Origin of the sequence: Hydrogenophaga sp. (assembly GCF_031426985.1) — a bacterium.
Classification (GTDB): domain Bacteria; phylum Pseudomonadota; class Gammaproteobacteria; order Burkholderiales; family Burkholderiaceae_C; genus Hydrogenophaga.
In genome coordinates this window covers 1-14,937 of record NZ_JASJOY010000130.1, presented here as the reverse complement: position 1 = coordinate 14,937, position 14,937 = coordinate 1, and the positions used below count along the sequence as shown (strand labels likewise).

13 protein-coding genes are annotated in these 14,937 nt (G+C 70.8%); 8 read left to right on the top strand and 5 right to left on the bottom strand.

Annotated features, from left to right (window positions below; genetic code table 11):
• Nucleotides 1-93: 93 nt before the first annotated feature.
• Genes RMP09_RS15525 through RMP09_RS15515 form a run of 3 tightly spaced genes read left to right on the top strand, consistent with a single transcriptional unit; the run spans nucleotide 94 to nucleotide 2,513 of the window.
• Nucleotides 94-1,029, top strand: coding sequence for a cation diffusion facilitator family transporter (locus RMP09_RS15525; RefSeq protein ID WP_310566891.1), 936 nt, complete (start codon nucleotides 94-96; stop codon nucleotides 1,027-1,029).
• Nucleotides 1,026-1,466, top strand: a complete 441-nt coding sequence (gene dtd, locus RMP09_RS15520) for a D-aminoacyl-tRNA deacylase (protein WP_310566890.1) — start codon at nucleotides 1,026-1,028, stop codon at nucleotides 1,464-1,466. The genes RMP09_RS15525 and dtd overlap by 4 nt, the downstream gene beginning before the upstream one ends.
• Nucleotides 1,467-1,484: 18 nt before the next feature.
• Nucleotides 1,485-2,513 (top strand): amidohydrolase family protein, encoded by a 1,029-nt coding sequence (locus RMP09_RS15515; RefSeq protein WP_310566889.1) that lies wholly within the window; start codon nucleotides 1,485-1,487, stop codon nucleotides 2,511-2,513.
• Between the two features lie 27 nt (nucleotides 2,514-2,540).
• Here RMP09_RS15515 and ybeY read toward each other — a convergent pair whose 3' ends face one another.
• Both ybeY and RMP09_RS15505 read right to left on the bottom strand, forming a co-directional pair.
• On the bottom strand, nucleotides 2,541-2,996 hold the full coding sequence (ybeY, locus tag RMP09_RS15510; RefSeq protein ID WP_310566888.1) for an rRNA maturation RNase YbeY: 456 nt from the start codon (nucleotides 2,994-2,996) through the stop codon (nucleotides 2,541-2,543).
• A gap of 9 nt (nucleotides 2,997-3,005) precedes the next feature.
• Nucleotides 3,006-4,001, bottom strand: a complete 996-nt coding sequence (locus tag RMP09_RS15505; protein WP_310566887.1) for a PhoH family protein — start codon at nucleotides 3,999-4,001, stop codon at nucleotides 3,006-3,008.
• Nucleotides 4,002-4,112: 111 nt separating this feature from the next.
• Here RMP09_RS15505 and ruvA point away from each other — a divergent pair, with 111 nt between their 5' ends.
• Complete coding sequence (gene ruvA, locus RMP09_RS15500; RefSeq protein ID WP_310566886.1) at nucleotides 4,113-4,691, top strand: Holliday junction branch migration protein RuvA; 579 nt, start codon at nucleotides 4,113-4,115, stop codon at nucleotides 4,689-4,691.
• Between the two features lie 143 nt (nucleotides 4,692-4,834).
• On the opposite strand, the gene RMP09_RS15495 is transcribed toward ruvA, so the two are convergent.
• Entirely contained in the window at nucleotides 4,835-5,977 is a 1,143-nt protein-coding gene (locus tag RMP09_RS15495) for a carbonic anhydrase family protein (RefSeq protein WP_310566885.1), read from the bottom strand.
• A gap of 146 nt (nucleotides 5,978-6,123) precedes the next feature.
• On the opposite strand from RMP09_RS15495, the gene ruvB reads away from it, so the two are divergent.
• Both ruvB and RMP09_RS15485 read left to right on the top strand, forming a co-directional pair.
• Complete coding sequence (gene ruvB, locus RMP09_RS15490) at nucleotides 6,124-7,176, top strand: Holliday junction branch migration DNA helicase RuvB (protein WP_310566884.1); 1,053 nt, start codon at nucleotides 6,124-6,126, stop codon at nucleotides 7,174-7,176.
• Nucleotides 7,177-7,199: 23 nt separating this feature from the next.
• Complete coding sequence (locus RMP09_RS15485; RefSeq protein WP_310566883.1) at nucleotides 7,200-8,846, top strand: rhomboid family intramembrane serine protease; 1,647 nt, start codon at nucleotides 7,200-7,202, stop codon at nucleotides 8,844-8,846.
• Here RMP09_RS15485 and RMP09_RS15480 read toward each other — a convergent pair.
• Nucleotides 8,843-10,546, bottom strand: a complete 1,704-nt coding sequence (locus RMP09_RS15480) for a lysoplasmalogenase family protein (RefSeq protein ID WP_310566882.1) — start codon at nucleotides 10,544-10,546, stop codon at nucleotides 8,843-8,845. The two genes, RMP09_RS15485 and RMP09_RS15480, sit on opposite strands and share 4 nt — an antisense overlap.
• Nucleotides 10,547-10,652: 106 nt before the next feature.
• Between RMP09_RS15480 and RMP09_RS15475 the strand changes: the two genes are divergently transcribed.
• The gene (locus tag RMP09_RS15475) at nucleotides 10,653-11,738 is read left to right on the top strand and encodes an SPOR domain-containing protein (protein WP_310566881.1); all 1,086 of its coding nucleotides are present in this window, start codon (nucleotides 10,653-10,655) and stop codon (nucleotides 11,736-11,738) included.
• Between the two features lie 27 nt (nucleotides 11,739-11,765).
• Here the strand turns inward: RMP09_RS15475 and RMP09_RS15470 are convergent, their stop codons facing one another.
• On the bottom strand, nucleotides 11,766-12,419 hold the full coding sequence (locus tag RMP09_RS15470) for a histidine phosphatase family protein (RefSeq protein WP_310566880.1): 654 nt from the start codon (nucleotides 12,417-12,419) through the stop codon (nucleotides 11,766-11,768).
• 102 nt (nucleotides 12,420-12,521) lie between these two features.
• Between RMP09_RS15470 and RMP09_RS15465 the strand changes: the two genes are divergently transcribed.
• On the top strand, nucleotides 12,522-14,873 hold the full coding sequence (locus tag RMP09_RS15465) for a PAS domain-containing protein (RefSeq protein ID WP_310566879.1): 2,352 nt from the start codon (nucleotides 12,522-12,524) through the stop codon (nucleotides 14,871-14,873).
• Nucleotides 14,874-14,937 lie beyond the last annotated feature (64 nt).

Below are 14,937 nucleotides of genomic sequence, written 5' to 3'. Positions count from 1 at the left end.
CTCTTCGGGCCATTCTGGCACCGAACAGGTACCAAGTGGTTACAAAATTACATGCTTCCGACCTCAAGGGTTTCATGGGCCCGCCGCGAGACAATGCCCACCATGACGTTGTCTGCCCGCTTTCTCACGCCCCAGCGCCTGCTCATGGCCTCGGTGGTGGTGGCCCTGGTCACCATCACCCTCAAGACCCTGGCCTGGTGGGTCACCGACTCGGTCGGCCTGCTGTCCGACGCGATGGAGTCCCTGGTCAACCTGGCCAGCGCCATCTTCGGCCTGGTGATGGTCACCATCGCCGCCCGCCCGGCCGACGACGACCACCCCTACGGTCACCACAAGGCCGAATACTTCTCCTCGGGCTTCGAGGGCATCCTCATCATCGTGGCGGCGCTGGGCATCGTCTGGACCGCGGTGCAGCGTCTGCTGGACCCGCAGCCGATCGAGCAGGTGGGCTGGGGCCTGGCGCTCTCGGTCGCCAGCTCGGCGCTCAACGGCCTGCTGGCCTGGGTGATGTTCCGCGCCTCGCGCGAGCACCGCTCGATCGCGCTCGAAGCCGACGCGCGCCACCTGACCACCGACGTCTGGACCTCGGCCGGTGTGGTGGTGGGTATCACGCTGGTGCACGTCACCGGCTGGCTGTGGCTGGACCCGGTGGTCGCCATCGGCGTGGCGGCCAACATCCTCAAGGAAGGTTTTCACCTGATCTGGCGCTCCACCCAGGGCCTGATGGACGAGGCCGTCGAGCCCGAGGTGCTGGCCACGATCCAGCAGACGCTGGACGGCTTTGCGCACCAGCGCGGCGGCGTGGACATCGTGCGCTTCGACCACGTCAGCACCCGCCGCGCCGGCCAGCGCCGCTTTGTGGACCTGCACATGCACATGCCCGCGAGCTGGACGCTGGGCCGCGCGGCCGCGGTGCGCGGCAGCGTCGAGCAGGCGCTGATGAGCGCCGTGCCCGGGCTGCGCGCGTCGATCCAGCTGCTGCCCAGCGACGTGGAAGCGCACTTCGACGACCTCAAGGATTTGAAATGATCACCTTGCTGCAGCGCGTGAGCGAAGCCCGTGTCGACATCGCAGGCGAGACGGTGGGCCGCATCGGCCCCGGCCTGCTGGTGCTGGTGTGTGCCGAGCCCGACGACACCGAAGCCGTCGGCCAGAAGCTGCTGTCCAAGATCCTGAAGCTGCGCATCTTCGGCGACGAGCAGGGCAAGATGAACCGCAGCGTGCAGGACGTGGGCGGTGGCCTGCTGATCGTCAGCCAGTTCACCCTGGCCGCCGACACGACAAGCGGCAACCGGCCCGGCTTCACCGGCGCGGCGCCGCCGGCGCTGGGCGAAGCGCTCTACGACCGGTTTGTGGCGCTGGCCCGCGAGCAGCACCCGCTGGTGCAGACCGGCCGTTTCGGGGCCGACATGCAGGTGCACCTGGTCAACGACGGCCCGGTGACCATCCCGCTCACCATTCACTGAACCCGGAGGCTTGTGGTCATGATGCGTCGTGCTTGGATCGGTTGTGTGTGTGCCGCATGGGGTGTGGTCGCGGTGGCGCAGGAGGTGGCCTGGATCGATGTGCACACGCACATCCAGGTCGCCGCGGGGGTGTTGCCGGCCGGGGCGGCCGATGGGGCCGTGGACAGCATGAACCGGCTGGGCATCGAGCGGTCGCTGCTGATGCCGCCGCCCCAGCCCGACCGGCACATTCGCGGGTTCCACGACCTGGGCGATCTGCAGCACGCGGTCCGGGCGCACCCGGGGCGTTTCGCCCTGCTGGGGGGCAGCGCGCTCAACGCGATGCTGCACCAGACGCCCGCCGACGCGGTGGACGACGCGGTGAAAGCCCGCTTCCGGCAGCAGGCCCTGGACTACGTGGCGCAGGGCGCGGTGGGCTTCGGTGAGATCGCGCTGCTGCACCTGTCGCTGCCGCTCATGGGGGCCACCCATCCGTACGAATCGGTGCCCGGCGACCATCCGCTGCTCCTGCTGCTGGCCGACATCGCGGCCGAGCAGCAGCGACCGGTGGACCTGCACTTCGACCTGGTGCCCGAGGACATGCCGCTGCCCGATTCGCTGCGCGCCCAGCCGTCCAACCCGGACCGGCTGGACGCCAACGGCGAGGCCTTCAAGCGTTTGCTGGCGCACAACCCAAAGGCGGTCTTCATCTGGTCCCACGTGGGGTTTGAGCCGTTGCTGACGCGCCACCCCGAACGGGTGCGGCAGCTGCTGAAGACCTACCCCAACCTGCACATGAGCTTCCGGGTCAACCGGGGCGCGCCCCGGCCCGCGGCCGCGCTGGACCCTGCGGGCCGGCTCAAGCCGCAGTGGCAGGCGCTGATCGGTGACTTCCCCGACCGCTTCATGCTGGGCAGTGACGCGTTTTACGGCCCCGGAGGCAGCGAACGCGGGGCGACCGAAGAAGGCCTGCAGAACCTGCGCCAGCTGGTGGCTCAGCTGCCACCGGACGTGGCCCGGCAGGTGGCGCGCGACAACGCCATCCGCCTGTACCGGCTGCGGCCCTGAACCGCCGGCGGGCCGCCCGCCCGCCGTTCAGCGGTAGGGGTTCTTGAGCCCCAGCCCGGCGAGGATTTCAATCTCGCGGGCTTCCATTGCTTCCGCGTCGGCCTCGCTGGTTTCGTGGTCCCAGCCCTGGGCGTGCAGGGTGCCGTGCACCAGCAGGTGGGCGTAGTGCGCGGCCAGGGTCTTCTTCTGTTCCTTCGCCTCGCGCGCCACCACCGGCGCGCACAGCACCAGGTCGGCCATCACCACCGGCTCGGTGGCGTAGTCGAAGGTCAGCACGTTGGTGGCGTAGTCCTTCTGGCGGTAGTCGCGGTTGAGCGCCTGGCCTTCGTCGGCATCGACGATGCGCACGGTGATCTCGGCGTCGGCGTCCAGCGCGTGGCGGATGCAGCGGGTGACGGTGTGCCGCGGCAGCGCGGCGCGGTGGCGGGCGGCGTCTTTCAGATCGCCGAACTGCAGGGACAGGGTCAGGGAGGGCAGGGCCATGGCGGGTCTTCAGCGGGAGGATCGGACGGGGGTGCGGCGGGGGCGTTTGGGCAGGGTCGGCAGGGCCTCGTCGTCCCCGCTGCGCGCGTCGTAGGCGTCCACGATGCGCGCCACCAGCGGGTGGCGCACCACGTCGGCGCTGGTCAGGCGGTTGAAGGCGATGCCGGTCACGCGCTTGAGGATGCGTTCGGCGTCGATCAGGCCGCTGAGCTGCGTGCGCGGCAGGTCGATCTGGCTCACGTCGCCCGTCACCACCGCCTTGCTGCCAAAGCCGATGCGGGTGAGGAACATCTTCATCTGCTCGGGCGTGGTGTTCTGCGCCTCGTCGAGGATGACGAAGGCGTGGTTGAGCGTGCGCCCGCGCATGAAGGCCAGCGGCGCGATCTCGATCTGCTGGCGCTCGAACGCTTTCTGCACCTTGTCAAAGCCCATCAGGTCGTGCAGCGCGTCGTACAGCGGGCGCAGGTACGGGTCCACCTTCTGGCCCAGGTCGCCGGGCAGGAAGCCGAGCTTTTCACCCGCTTCCACCGCCGGGCGGGTGAGCACGATCTTCTGCACCGCGCTGCGCTCCAGCGCATCCACCGCGCAGGCCACCGCCAGGTAGGTCTTGCCGGTGCCGGCCGGGCCGATGCCGAAGGTGATGTCGTGCGTGGCCATGTTCTCCAGGTAACGCGCCTGGTTGGGCGTGCGGCCGCGGATCTCGCCACGCCGCGTCTGCATGGCCAGCACGTCGACACCGGTCTCGGGCAGAGCGGTGTCGCCGGCCAGCATGAGCTGCACCGTCTCGGCCGGGATCGGTTTCTTGGCCATTTCGTACAGCGCCTGGATCACCTCCAGCGCCTGGTTGGCCTTGGCCTTGGGGCCTTCGATGCGGAACTGCTCGAACCGGTGCGCCACCTTGATCTGCAACGCCGCCTCGATGCTGCGGATGTGGCCGTCCATGGGGCCGCAGAGGTGGGACATGCGCTCGTTGTCGGGCGGGGAGAAGGTGTGGCGGAGGATCAAAACGGATAATCCGGTGGAGTTACAGGCCCCCAACCTGGCTGTGCCAGGCCCCCCGAGGGGGTGCAGTCGTTTTTGGGGCGACCCGGCGAACGACTTACAGAGGAACCTTCAATGATAGGCAAGTTGACCGGCACGCTGCTGGAAAAGAACCCGCCCCAGATCCTGATCGACTGCCACGGCGTCGGTTACGAGGTGGACGTGCCCATGAGCACCTTCTACAACCTGCCGGCGGCGGGCGATAAGGTGTCGCTGCTGACGCACTTCGTGGTGCGCGAGGACGCGCAGATCCTCTACGGCTTCGGCACCGCGGCCGAACGCGAGGCCTTCCGCCAGCTGGTGAAGATTTCGGGCATCGGTCCGCGCACGGCGCTGAGCGTGCTCTCGGGCCTGAGCGTGAGCGAACTGGCCCAGGCCGTGACGGCGCAGGAAGCCGGCCGCATCGTCAAGGTGCCCGGCATCGGCAAGAAGACGGCCGAGCGCCTGCTGCTCGAACTCAAGGGCAAACTCGGCGCCGACCTGCCGCTGACCGGTGGCGCCGCCGCCGTGGGCGACGCGGCCAGCGACATCCAGCAGGCGCTGATGGCGCTGGGCTACAACGAAAAAGACGCCGCGGCGGCCCTCAAGGCCCTGCCGGCCGGTGTGGGCGTGAGCGAAGGCATCAAGCTGGCGCTGAAGTCGCTGGCGAAATAACCAGCGCCTCGATATCGGCGCGGTTTACGGATGCCCAAACCGCGGGCCAGAAGGGGAGCCCAGTCGAGAACGCGGCGGAACCGGCTTCGCCGGGCCGCATCGCGTTGCCCCCTGGGGGGTGACGCCGCAGGCGGCGCGGGGGGTTACATCGCCTCGCGCACCAGACGCCCATTGACCGCCTGCACCGGCCGCGCGTTCATCGGGAACAGCTTGGTGAACAGCTTGAGCTGGTCCGCCCCCAACGTGACGGGTTGCTTCATCACCATCCACAACACGCCTTCGCTGCAGGGTGGCGTGGTCAGTGAGCCCATGAACTGGTAGTAGCGCTGGTCGCTGGGCAGCAGTTCGTTCAGGTCCAGCAGCTCGTCGGGCAGGGGCACGCGGTCCTGGGTGTCCAGGGGCATGCGGGTCCAGACCTTCTGCAGGAAGGTGTTGTTCGTGCCCACGTCCATCAGCACCGCGACCACGGCCAGCTGGCCGGCTTCGTTCTTGTGCACCAGGTGCGCCACCATGGCGAAGCCCTTGTAGTTCACCTTTTCTTCCGCCGGGTGGTGGAAGTGGAACTGCACCAGCTGGTAGACCGAGCCGCGCACCTTGATCCAGTTGTGGCCCATCGGGTCGACCTGGATGGTGTGGCCGTTGTTGACCACGCTGCCGCCGCTGCCGCTGTAGTGGAATTCGATCGGCTCGGCCGGGCCGGGGGCGGTGTCGGTGGACTGGATGTGGATGGGCGACTGGCGCTTGCCGCTGCTGCAGGCGTTGAAGTCGGACTTCATCTGGCCCCAGTGCTCGGGGCCGTGCTCACCTTCGTATTCCCAGTGCACCTCGCCGCCGTGCGCGGAGGGTGCGGCGTGGCCGGCCAGCGCGGCGGCGCGGGCCTTGGTGTAGCCGTGCGGCTGGACCGCGCCGTGGGCGCTGCGGGCCTTGCGGGCGGGCGCGGCGTGGGGGTCGGCCTGGGGCTTGGGCACGAGGGGTTCATCCCCCACGAGCACGTGCAGCTTGTTCTGATCGGACTGTTTGCTCAGGGCGGCGCTGATGCGGTCGACCACCAGTTGCGGGTCGCCGGGCGTGCGCTGAGCGGCCACGGGCGCCTTGGCCGCCGGGGCGTGGACGTCGGGTTTGGCGGAGGCCGGGGCTGGTGCGTGGGCGGGTTCTTGCACCACGGTGCCATGGGCGCTGGCCGCTCCGTTGGCGTGGGCGGCGCTGGCGGCGATGCCCAGCACCATGGCGCAGGCCAGGTGCAGGGCGGTGTGGCGGGTGTGGCGGCGGGGGGCGGACGGCGTCATGGCAGGACCTTGGCGATGCGGGGGTGTTGCCGGTCGTATCGGCGCCGTGCGCACCGGACTTGAATGCCCGCGGATCAAACCACTGTGTGTATAGTCAGTGTCCGCCTGCCGACCCCCCTCTGTTCCCCTTCTGCCAGGGCCGCCCCGTGAGCATCCAGACCGACGATTTCGCCCCCGCGCCGCGCGTGGTGTCCGCCGCCCCCTTTTCGCCCAAGGAAGAGGCCATCGAGCGTGCGCTGCGCCCCAAACTGCTGGACGAATACGTCGGTCAGCAAAAGGTGCGCGAGCAGCTGGAAATCTTCATCGGCGCGGCCAAGAAACGCAGCGAAGCGCTGGACCACGTGCTGCTGTTCGGCCCGCCCGGCCTGGGCAAGACCACGCTGAGCCACATCATTGCGCAGGAGCTGGGCGTGAACCTGCGCCAGACCAGCGGGCCGGTGCTGGAAAAACCCAAAGACCTGGCGGCGCTGCTGACCAACCTCGAGGCCAACGACGTGCTGTTCATCGACGAGATCCACCGGCTCAGCCCGGTGGTCGAGGAAATCCTCTACCCCGCGCTGGAGGACTACCAGATCGACATCATGATCGGCGAGGGTCCGGCGGCGCGCAGCATCAAACTGGACCTGCAACCGTTCACGCTGGTCGGCGCCACCACGCGCGCCGGCATGCTGACCAACCCGCTGCGCGACCGCTTCGGCATCGTGGCGCGGCTGGAGTTCTACACCGCCGAAGAGCTGGCGCGCATCGTCAAGCGCAGCGCCGGCCTGCTCAACGCGCCCATGGACGAGACCGGTGGTTTCGAGATCGCGCGGCGCTCGCGCGGCACGCCCCGCATCGCCAACCGCCTGCTGCGCCGCGTGCGCGACTACGCCGACGTCAAGGGCAACGGTCGCATCACCGCCGACATCGCCAACCGCGCGCTGGCCATGCTGGACGTGGACCCGGAAGGCTTCGACCTGATGGACCGCAAGCTGCTCGAAGCCGTGATCCACCGCTTCGACGGCGGGCCGGTGGGGCTGGACAACATCGCGGCCAGCATCGGCGAGGAGCGCGACACCATCGAAGACGTGATCGAGCCCTACCTGATCCAGCAGGGCTTTTTGCAGCGCACGCCGCGCGGGCGCATCGCCACGCTGGCGGCCTACCGCCACCTGGGCGTGGCGCCGCCGAGCAGCGGCGACCAGCTGTTCGGCGCCTGAATAAATCACAACGGAGGACGGGGATGGACCAAGGACTGCCCGACGGCAGCCAGGTGTTTCGCGCCAGCTGGCGCGGCGGCACGGTGTGGCTGGCGGGGTTCATCGGCCTGCTGGCCCTGTTCATGGTCTGGGTGGCGGCCACCGCGGCGCAGCCGCTGGGGGCCTTGTGGGGCTTTGCGGCCTTCTTTGGCGCCCTGGGGCTGCTGCTGCTCAAGCCGGTGCTCAGTTCGGTGCCGGTGCTGTGCGTGGGGCCGCAGGGGGTGAGCGGGCAGCTCACGCGCGGCCACACCGTGCCCTGGAGCGACATCACCGACGTCGAGCACCACACGGTGCAGGGGCAGGAGCTGATCACCCTGGTGCTGCGCGCCGACTCCCCCCTGCTGGCGCCGACCCGGCCGCTGATCGGCCGCGGCCTCAAGCGCAGCCTGAGCCTGAGCCCGCTGAGGGCGGCGCAGCGGCCGCAGGCGGCCGACGCGGTGCGGCAGGCGTTCCACCGCCACGGCGGTGCGCAGGCCCAGCAGGCGGCACGGTCCGCGATGGACGAGGCGCTGGCCCACGAAGCCTTCGAACGCCGCCTGCAGGAACAGACCCCACACCCGTGGGCGCTTTATGCGGTGGTGGCGTTGAACGTGGGCGTCTGGCTGGCCAACCTGGTGGATGGCCTGAGTCCGATGCAGCCGGACACGGCCGACCTGTTCCGCTGGGGCGCCAGCTCGGCCAGCGCGGTGGTGCGCGACGGCGAGGTCTGGCGCCTGGTCAGCGCCACCGTGCTGCACGGCGGGCTGATGCACCTGGCGCTGAACATGTGGGCGCTGTGGGTGGCCGGGCTGCAGGTCTGCCGCTGGTTCGGCAACGGGCAGTTCCTGCTCATCTACTGGGGCTCGGCGCTGGCCGGCAGCGCGCTGAGCCTGCATTTTTCGGCGCAGCAGGCGGTGTCGGTGGGGGCGTCGGGCGCGGTGTTCGGCGTGCTGGGCGCGCTGCTGGCGGGCGTGTGGCAGCACCGTGAGCGCGTGCCCAAGGCCCTGGTCAACCAGCTGCTCACGTCGCAGGGCCTGTTCGTGGCCATCTCGCTGGCCCAGGGCTTCACGCGGCCGGGCATCGACAACGCGGCGCACATCGGCGGCCTGCTGGCCGGCGCGGCCATGGCCTGGCTGCTGGTGGAGCGGGTGGACGAACAGGCCAGTGCCGCGCAGCGCCGCCGGCACCAGTGGCTGGCGACCGGTGTGGTGGCGCTGGCGGTGGGCGGTCTGGTGTGGGCCGCGCAGCCCGGGGTGGACCACCGCGCCCTGTTTGAACAGCAAACCCTGCTGCGCGAGACACTGCCGCGCTTCCAGGCGGCCGAGCGGGCTTTGCAGGCCGACGCCCAGGCCCGGCAGGCGGGGCGTCTGAGCGACGCGCAGCTGGTCGAGGCGATGGAACGCACGCACATCCCGGCCTACCGCGCGGTGGGCGAGGCCCTGGCGCGGCTGCACCCGGCCACGCCATCGCCGCAGCTGGACGATCTGCGGGGCCTGCAGTCCGGCGTGCTGGAGCTGATGACGCTGGAGGTGGGCAAGGCGCGCGGCACGCTGGACCCGGCGCAGGCCGATCAGCGGGCCGGGGTGGTGTCGGCACGGCTGGCCGAGCTGAGCCAGCGCATGCGCTCGCGCAACGGTGGCAGCGGTGGTTAGCGCGAACCGCGCAGCAGCCCCATGACCAGCAGGCACTGCGCCGCGCCGTAGCTGCCGAGCACCCACAGGTCCGACGCCGGCAGCGGCGTGACGAAACGGTTGAGCGCCAGCAGCGCGTCGCTCACCATGAAGCAGGCCGCGCCGCCCGCCACCATCCACGCAGCGCGGTCGCCCCGCACGGTGGCGCGGCCCATGGCCTGTGCCGCCATGAGGCCGAGGGCGCCCACGTACACCGCCACCGGCGCGCGCAGATCGGCGGGCAAACCGCCGGTCCACAGCACGGCGTACACGCCCAGCCCCACCGCGGCCACCGCCCACAGGGCGCGCCGGCTGGCCAGCCAGGGCGCGTCCAGGCGCAGGCGGCCGGTGTAGGCGATGTGCGCCAGCAGAAAGGCCACCAGGCCGGGGATGAACAGGCCGTCGAGCATCAGGCACACGTCGCCCACGAGCGAGGCCGCCAGCGCGGCCAGCAGCCATGCGCGCCCGGGCTGCGCGGGTGCCCGGGCCACGATGGCCAGCGCGATCAGCATGGTCAGCGGTTTGAAGAGCCGGTGCGCGGCCGTCGCGTCCACCGTGGCCGTGGCCATGGACAGCGCGGCGCAGACGATCAGCAGCACCTCACCCCGACCGATGCGGCCTTGCAGCACCGCGCCGAGCGACCACACGCCGGCCAGCAGCACGGTGAACCACGCCAGGTTGTGCGCCAGCGGCGCGGTGTCGGCCTGCCAGAGAAAAGCCGCCACGCCACCGAGCAGGGCGCTGAACTGCAGCGTGGCAAACACCGCCACCGCGCGCGGCATGGGCGGCGCGTAGCGGCCCAGCGTGTCGATGTCGAACGCCGGTCGGGGGCAGCGTGCCGCCACATCGGCCGGCCGCCAGCCCGGCGGCTTGAGCCACACGCGCAGCTTGTCGCGCCAGCGCTGCGCGCGCCACGCGTCCTGGGCCAGTGCCCCATACACCTCGGCGTTGGCCCAGACCGGGTCCCAGCTGTTCAGGGGGTGGCGCGTGCCGTACACGCAGGGCTCGCGCGGGTCTTCGGGTTCGAAGCTGCCGAACAGGTGGTCCCACAGCATCAGGATGCCGCCGTAGTTCTTGTCCACGTAGCGATCGTTGACCGCGTGGTGCACGCGGTGGTTGGACGGCGAGGCGAACCAGCGGTCGAAGCGGCCGAGCGAGCCGATCTGTTCGGTGTGGATCCAGAACTGGTAGAGCAGGTCGATCAGACCGACCACCACAAACACCAGCGGCGGCACCCCCGCCAGCGCCAGGGGCAGGTAGAACACCCAGCCCAGCAGGGGGTAGCTGCTGGGCTGGCGCAGCGCGGTGCTGAGGTTGTAGTCCTGGCTCTGGTGGTGCACCACGTGCGCGGCCCAGAACACCGCCACCGTGTGGCCCAGGCGGTGGTTCCAGTAGTAGAGAAAGTCGTAGGCCAGCAGGGCCAGCAGCCAGCCCGGCAGCGTGGTCCAGAACCCGGTGTCGGGCAGCAGCGCGAACCGGCTGTGCACGGCGGTGTAGATGCCGATCTTGAGCAGCGGTGTGAACACCGCGCTGACCTGGCTGAGCATGCCCAGGCCGATGCTGCTGAGTGCGTCGTCCAGCCGGTAGGTGTTGCGCCCGCGGCGCCAGCCGACCACGCATTCGATGGCGATGAGCAGCAGGAAGACCGGGGTGGCGAGGACGATGATCTGGCTCGGGCTCACGGCGGGACGGGGGCGGGCGAAGTGTCCATTGTGGGCAGTGGCGGGGTGGGCGTCATGGGCATCAACCCGCAGCCGGGCGGCGGCGCCCTGCGTGCAGAATGAAGCCATGGTCGACAGCCCGTCTGCACGCTACCGTCTGCCTGGCGCCGCCACCGCGCCGCCCGCGACCCCTACCACCGAAAGCCGAACCACGGTGCTGTACCGCGCGGCCCTGGGGCCGGTGCGGAGCGAGCGCTACCTGGCGGTGTTTGCCCGCTTCGACCTGGGCGGGCCGTGGCGCCCGACCTGGCACACGGCGGCGGCCTTGTGCACCCTGAACTGGCTGGTGTTCCGCCGCCTGTGGGGCGCCGCGCTGGCCTATGGCGTGCTGTTGCTGGCGGTGCTCGGCCTGGGGCGCTGGTGGTGGCCGGTGATCCGCACCTGGCCGTCGGGCCTGCAGTGGTGGCTGGGGGCGTCGCTGGGGCTGCTGGCGGTGGTGGGGCCAGGCCTGGCGGGGGATGCGCTGCTGCACCACCAGGTGCAGCAGCGGGTGATGAAAGCGGTGGCGGCATCGCGCACCATGGCCGAGGCCCGCACCGCGCTGGCGCGCCAAGCCAGCACGCCGCTGCGCCTGTGGGGGCTGGTGGGCATCAACGGCCTCATCCTCATCGGCGTGCTGCTGCAGCCCGACCCCCTGGTGGTGGGTTGGACCCGGTTGCGGGCGGCGTTGGCGCCGATGGCGGCCGAGCCTGCGCCGCCGACCGTCACCGGGGCCGCGTCGGTGTCGGCGGGCGGTTCGGCCCAGGTCGCGGGTCCGGTGCTGATGTCACTCGCCGAGCCCCGCGAGGTGGAGTCCACCCCCTCCGTGCCGGCCGTGCCCGAGGGCGGCACACCCATGCCGCCGCCGGGCCCAGCCCCCGCTCAGGCCCCGGCCCTGCGCGCGTCCCCGCCGGCGCCACCCGCCGCTGGTGTGCGGGCGCCGGGGGTGCGCTACGGCATCAACGTCGGGCTGTTCGCCGACGCGGGCAACGCGCGCCGGGCGCACGAGCGCCTGCGGCAAGCCGGTCTGCCGGCCACGCGGGAGACCGTGACCACCGCGAGCGGACCCCGTTCGCGCGTGCGCGTCGGGCCGTTCCAGCGCGAGGACGAGGCGAAGGCGGCCGCGCAGCGCATCCGGGCCCTGGGCCTGGATGCGGTGGTGTTCCCGCGCTGACCTGACCGCGGGCCGGTCGTCGTGCGGTCAGGCCGCCTGCTCGTCCAGCGTGCCGCCGGGGCTGCCCTCGGTCTGCAGGTGGCCGGTGTCGGCCCAGCCCACCAGGCTCAGGCCCTCGGGGCTCCAGAGCAGGCGGTTGACGGCGGTGTTGGTCATGGCCCAGCTGCGCGGGGCCTGCAGGTCCAGCCGGGTGGCGGCGCGGTAGAGGATGTCGAGCACGCCGCCGTGCGCCACCACCAGCACCTGTTCGCCCGGGTGGCGGCTGGCCAGTTCGGTGACGGCGGCGACCACGCGCGCCTGCAGCTGCCGCAGCGATTCGCCGCCGGGCGGCGCGAAGTCGGGCGCGCGCTGGCGCCACAGCAGGGTCTCGTCGGGGAAGCGGGCTTCAAGTTCGGCCCAGGTGTGGCCTTCAAAGCGGCCAAAGCAACGTTCGCGCAGGCCGGTGTGGGTCTGCACGGTGTGGCCGTGTTGCTGCGCCACGGCCTGCGCGGTGTCGTGCGCACGGCTGAGGTCGCTGGCGTAGCAGGCGGCAATGGGTTCTTCGCGCAGCGCCTGCGCCAGGCGCCGGGCCTGCCAGCGGCCGTGTTCGTTGAGTTCGATGTCGGTGTGGCCCTGGATGCGGGTGTCGCGGTTCCAGGCGGTTTCACCGTGGCGCACGGCCAGGATGCGGGTGACTTGCACGGGGTGGGTCCTGAGGCGGGAGGGTGCACGGCGGCACCGATCGTGCAAATTATCACGTCGCATGTCCGTTGACGGCGGTTGCCGCTGGGCAACAATGAACACATGTCCCCGACCGACCCGCCAGCCGATCAGGGGTTTGGCACGCTCTTCACCTTCCTGCCCATCGGCGCCTACCGCAGTGCGCCCGACGGCACCATGCTGCACGCCAACCCCGCGCTGGTCCGGCTCAACGGTTTTGCCACCGAAGCGGACTTCCTGGCGGACGTCAACCGGCTGGCCGACGACTGGTACATGGATCCGAGCCGCCGCGAGGACTTCCGCGGTCTCCTGTCCACCGGGGGCCAGGTCAAGGGCCTGGTCTCCGCCGTCCGGCAGCACAGCACAGGGGCTTTGCGCTGGGTGAGCGAGAACGCCCACCTGGTGCGGGATGCGCAGGGCCAGGTGCTGTATTACGAAGGCACGGTCGAAGACATCACCGATCGGGTGCTGGCGCAGGAGGCTGTGCGCACGAGCGAGGAGCGCCTGCGGCTGCTGACCGAGCAAATCCCGGGCGTGGTGTTCGTGATGCATGTGGACCGGCAGGCGCATCGCACGTTTCGCTTCATCAGCGCAGGCGTTCAGGAGTTGTACGGCTTGTCGGCCGAGGCGGTGATGCGGGAGCCCGGTCTGCTCGCGCGCCACCGCCACCCCGACGATGCGGCCATGATGGACGCGGACATTCAAGCCAGCAGTCAGCGCCCGGTCGCCATCCATGGGGAGTTCCGCATCGTCATGCCGGATGGCCGCGTCAAGTGGGTGCACCGGCGTTCCAAGACCGTGTCGGAAGACGAGACCGGCTTCTTGCGTGTGGGCGTGTTGCTCGATGTCACCGACCGCAAGAACGCTGAGCTGGCCCTGCGTGAGAGCGAGGCGCTGTGGAAGCTGGCGCTGGACAGCGCGGGCGACGGGGTGTGGGACTGGAACCTCGCTACCGGGGAGGAATACGTTTCGCCGCGCATTCTCGCGATGTACGGCTACGCCGACGGCGAACTGGCGCCGACGGCGGCCGAGCTGGACGCGCGCACCCACCCGGACGACGTGGCGCAGATGCAGGCCGACCGGCAGGCCCACTTCGAAGGGCGCACGCCGGTCTACCGCAACGAACACCGCGTCCGCTGCAAGGACGGGCATTGGCAATGGGTGCACTCGCGTGGCATGGTCATCGCCCGCGACGAATCCGGCCGGCCGCTGCGCATGGTGGGCACGCACACCGACATCTCCGAACTCAAGGCCGCCGAGGCGCAGCAGCGCGCGCTGGAGGTGCAGCTGCGCGAGTCGCAGAAGATGGAGGCCATCGGCACACTGGCCGGGGGTGTGGCGCACGACTTCAACAACCTGCTGGCCGCCATCCTGGGCAACCTGGCGCTGGCGCGCGAAGACGTGGGGCCGGACCACATCGCCCAGGAAAGCCTGGCCGAGATCAACCGCGCCGCCATCCGCGCGCGCCAGCTGGTGCAGCAGATCCTGGCCTTCAGCCGCCGCCAGACCCAGGAACTGCAGCGCCAGCCCCTGCTGCCGCTGGTGGAAGAGGCGCTGCGCCTGCTGCGTTCGCTGCTGCCGGCGGCGGTGCAGCTGAACACCCGCCTGGGCCACGCGCCGCTGCCGGTGCTGGCCGACGCCACGCAGGTGCAGCAGGTGCTGATCAACCTGTGCACCAACGCCTGGCAGGCCATGGGCGGGAAGCCCGGCGCGATCACCGTGGCGCTGCGCGTGGCCCAGGTGGATGCGTCACAGGCCCTGCAGCTGGGCGGTGTCGAGGCCGGCGCCTACGCCTGCCTGAGCGTGGCCGACAACGGCCCCGGCATCGACGAGGCCACCCAGCGCCGCATCTTCGAACCCTTCTTCACCACCAAGGCGCCGGGCAGCGGCACCGGGCTGGGGCTGTCGGTGGTGCACGGCATCGTCAAGGCGCACCGGGGCGTGATCGCGGTGCACAGCACGCCGGGTGAGGGCGCCCGGTTCGATGTCTACCTGCCGCTCGCGTCCGACGCGGCGGCGGCCGACGCCGCGCCCCCCACGGCAGGGTCGGTGGCCGCGCCCGCGGTGGCCGGCCGGCACATCGTGTACGTGGACGACTACGAGGCCCTGGTCTTCCTGGCGGCGCGCCTGCTGCGCAAGCACGGTTACCGCGTGAGCACCTTCACCTCGGGCGAAGAGGCGCTGGCCTGGCTGCAGACACACGACGACGCGGTGGACCTGCTGGTGACCGACCAGAACATGCCGGGCATGAGCGGCGTGGAGCTGGCGCAGGCGGTGCGGCGCACGCGCCCAGCCCAACGCGTGGCCATCGTGTCGGGCTACGTCACCGAACAGCTGGTGCAGCAGGCACAGGTGGCCGGCGTGACCGACGTGCTGGGCAAGCAGGACAGCATGGACGCCCTGGCCGAAGCGGTGCGGCAACTGCTGGAGGGCTGACTGCTGCCCCCACGCTCCGCCGCTGCGCGGGTCGCTGCCCCCCGGGGGGGCTGGGCCTGCCTTG

Coding starts and splice junctions, on each gene's coding strand:
- RMP09_RS15525 (WP_310566891.1), top strand. CDS start 94: ATGCCCACCATGACGTTGTCTGCCCGCTTTCTCACGCCCCAGCGCCTG.
- dtd (WP_310566890.1), top strand. CDS start 1,026: ATGATCACCTTGCTGCAGCGCGTGAGCGAAGCCCGTGTCGACATCGCA.
- RMP09_RS15515 (WP_310566889.1), top strand. CDS start 1,485: ATGATGCGTCGTGCTTGGATCGGTTGTGTGTGTGCCGCATGGGGTGTG.
- ybeY (WP_310566888.1), bottom strand. CDS start 2,996: ATGGCCCTGCCCTCCCTGACCCTGTCCCTGCAGTTCGGCGATCTGAAA.
- ruvA (WP_310566886.1), top strand. CDS start 4,113: ATGATAGGCAAGTTGACCGGCACGCTGCTGGAAAAGAACCCGCCCCAG.
- RMP09_RS15495 (WP_310566885.1), bottom strand. CDS start 5,977: ATGACGCCGTCCGCCCCCCGCCGCCACACCCGCCACACCGCCCTGCAC.
- RMP09_RS15485 (WP_310566883.1), top strand. CDS start 7,200: ATGGACCAAGGACTGCCCGACGGCAGCCAGGTGTTTCGCGCCAGCTGG.
- RMP09_RS15475 (WP_310566881.1), top strand. CDS start 10,653: ATGGTCGACAGCCCGTCTGCACGCTACCGTCTGCCTGGCGCCGCCACC.
- RMP09_RS15465 (WP_310566879.1), top strand. CDS start 12,522: ATGTCCCCGACCGACCCGCCAGCCGATCAGGGGTTTGGCACGCTCTTC.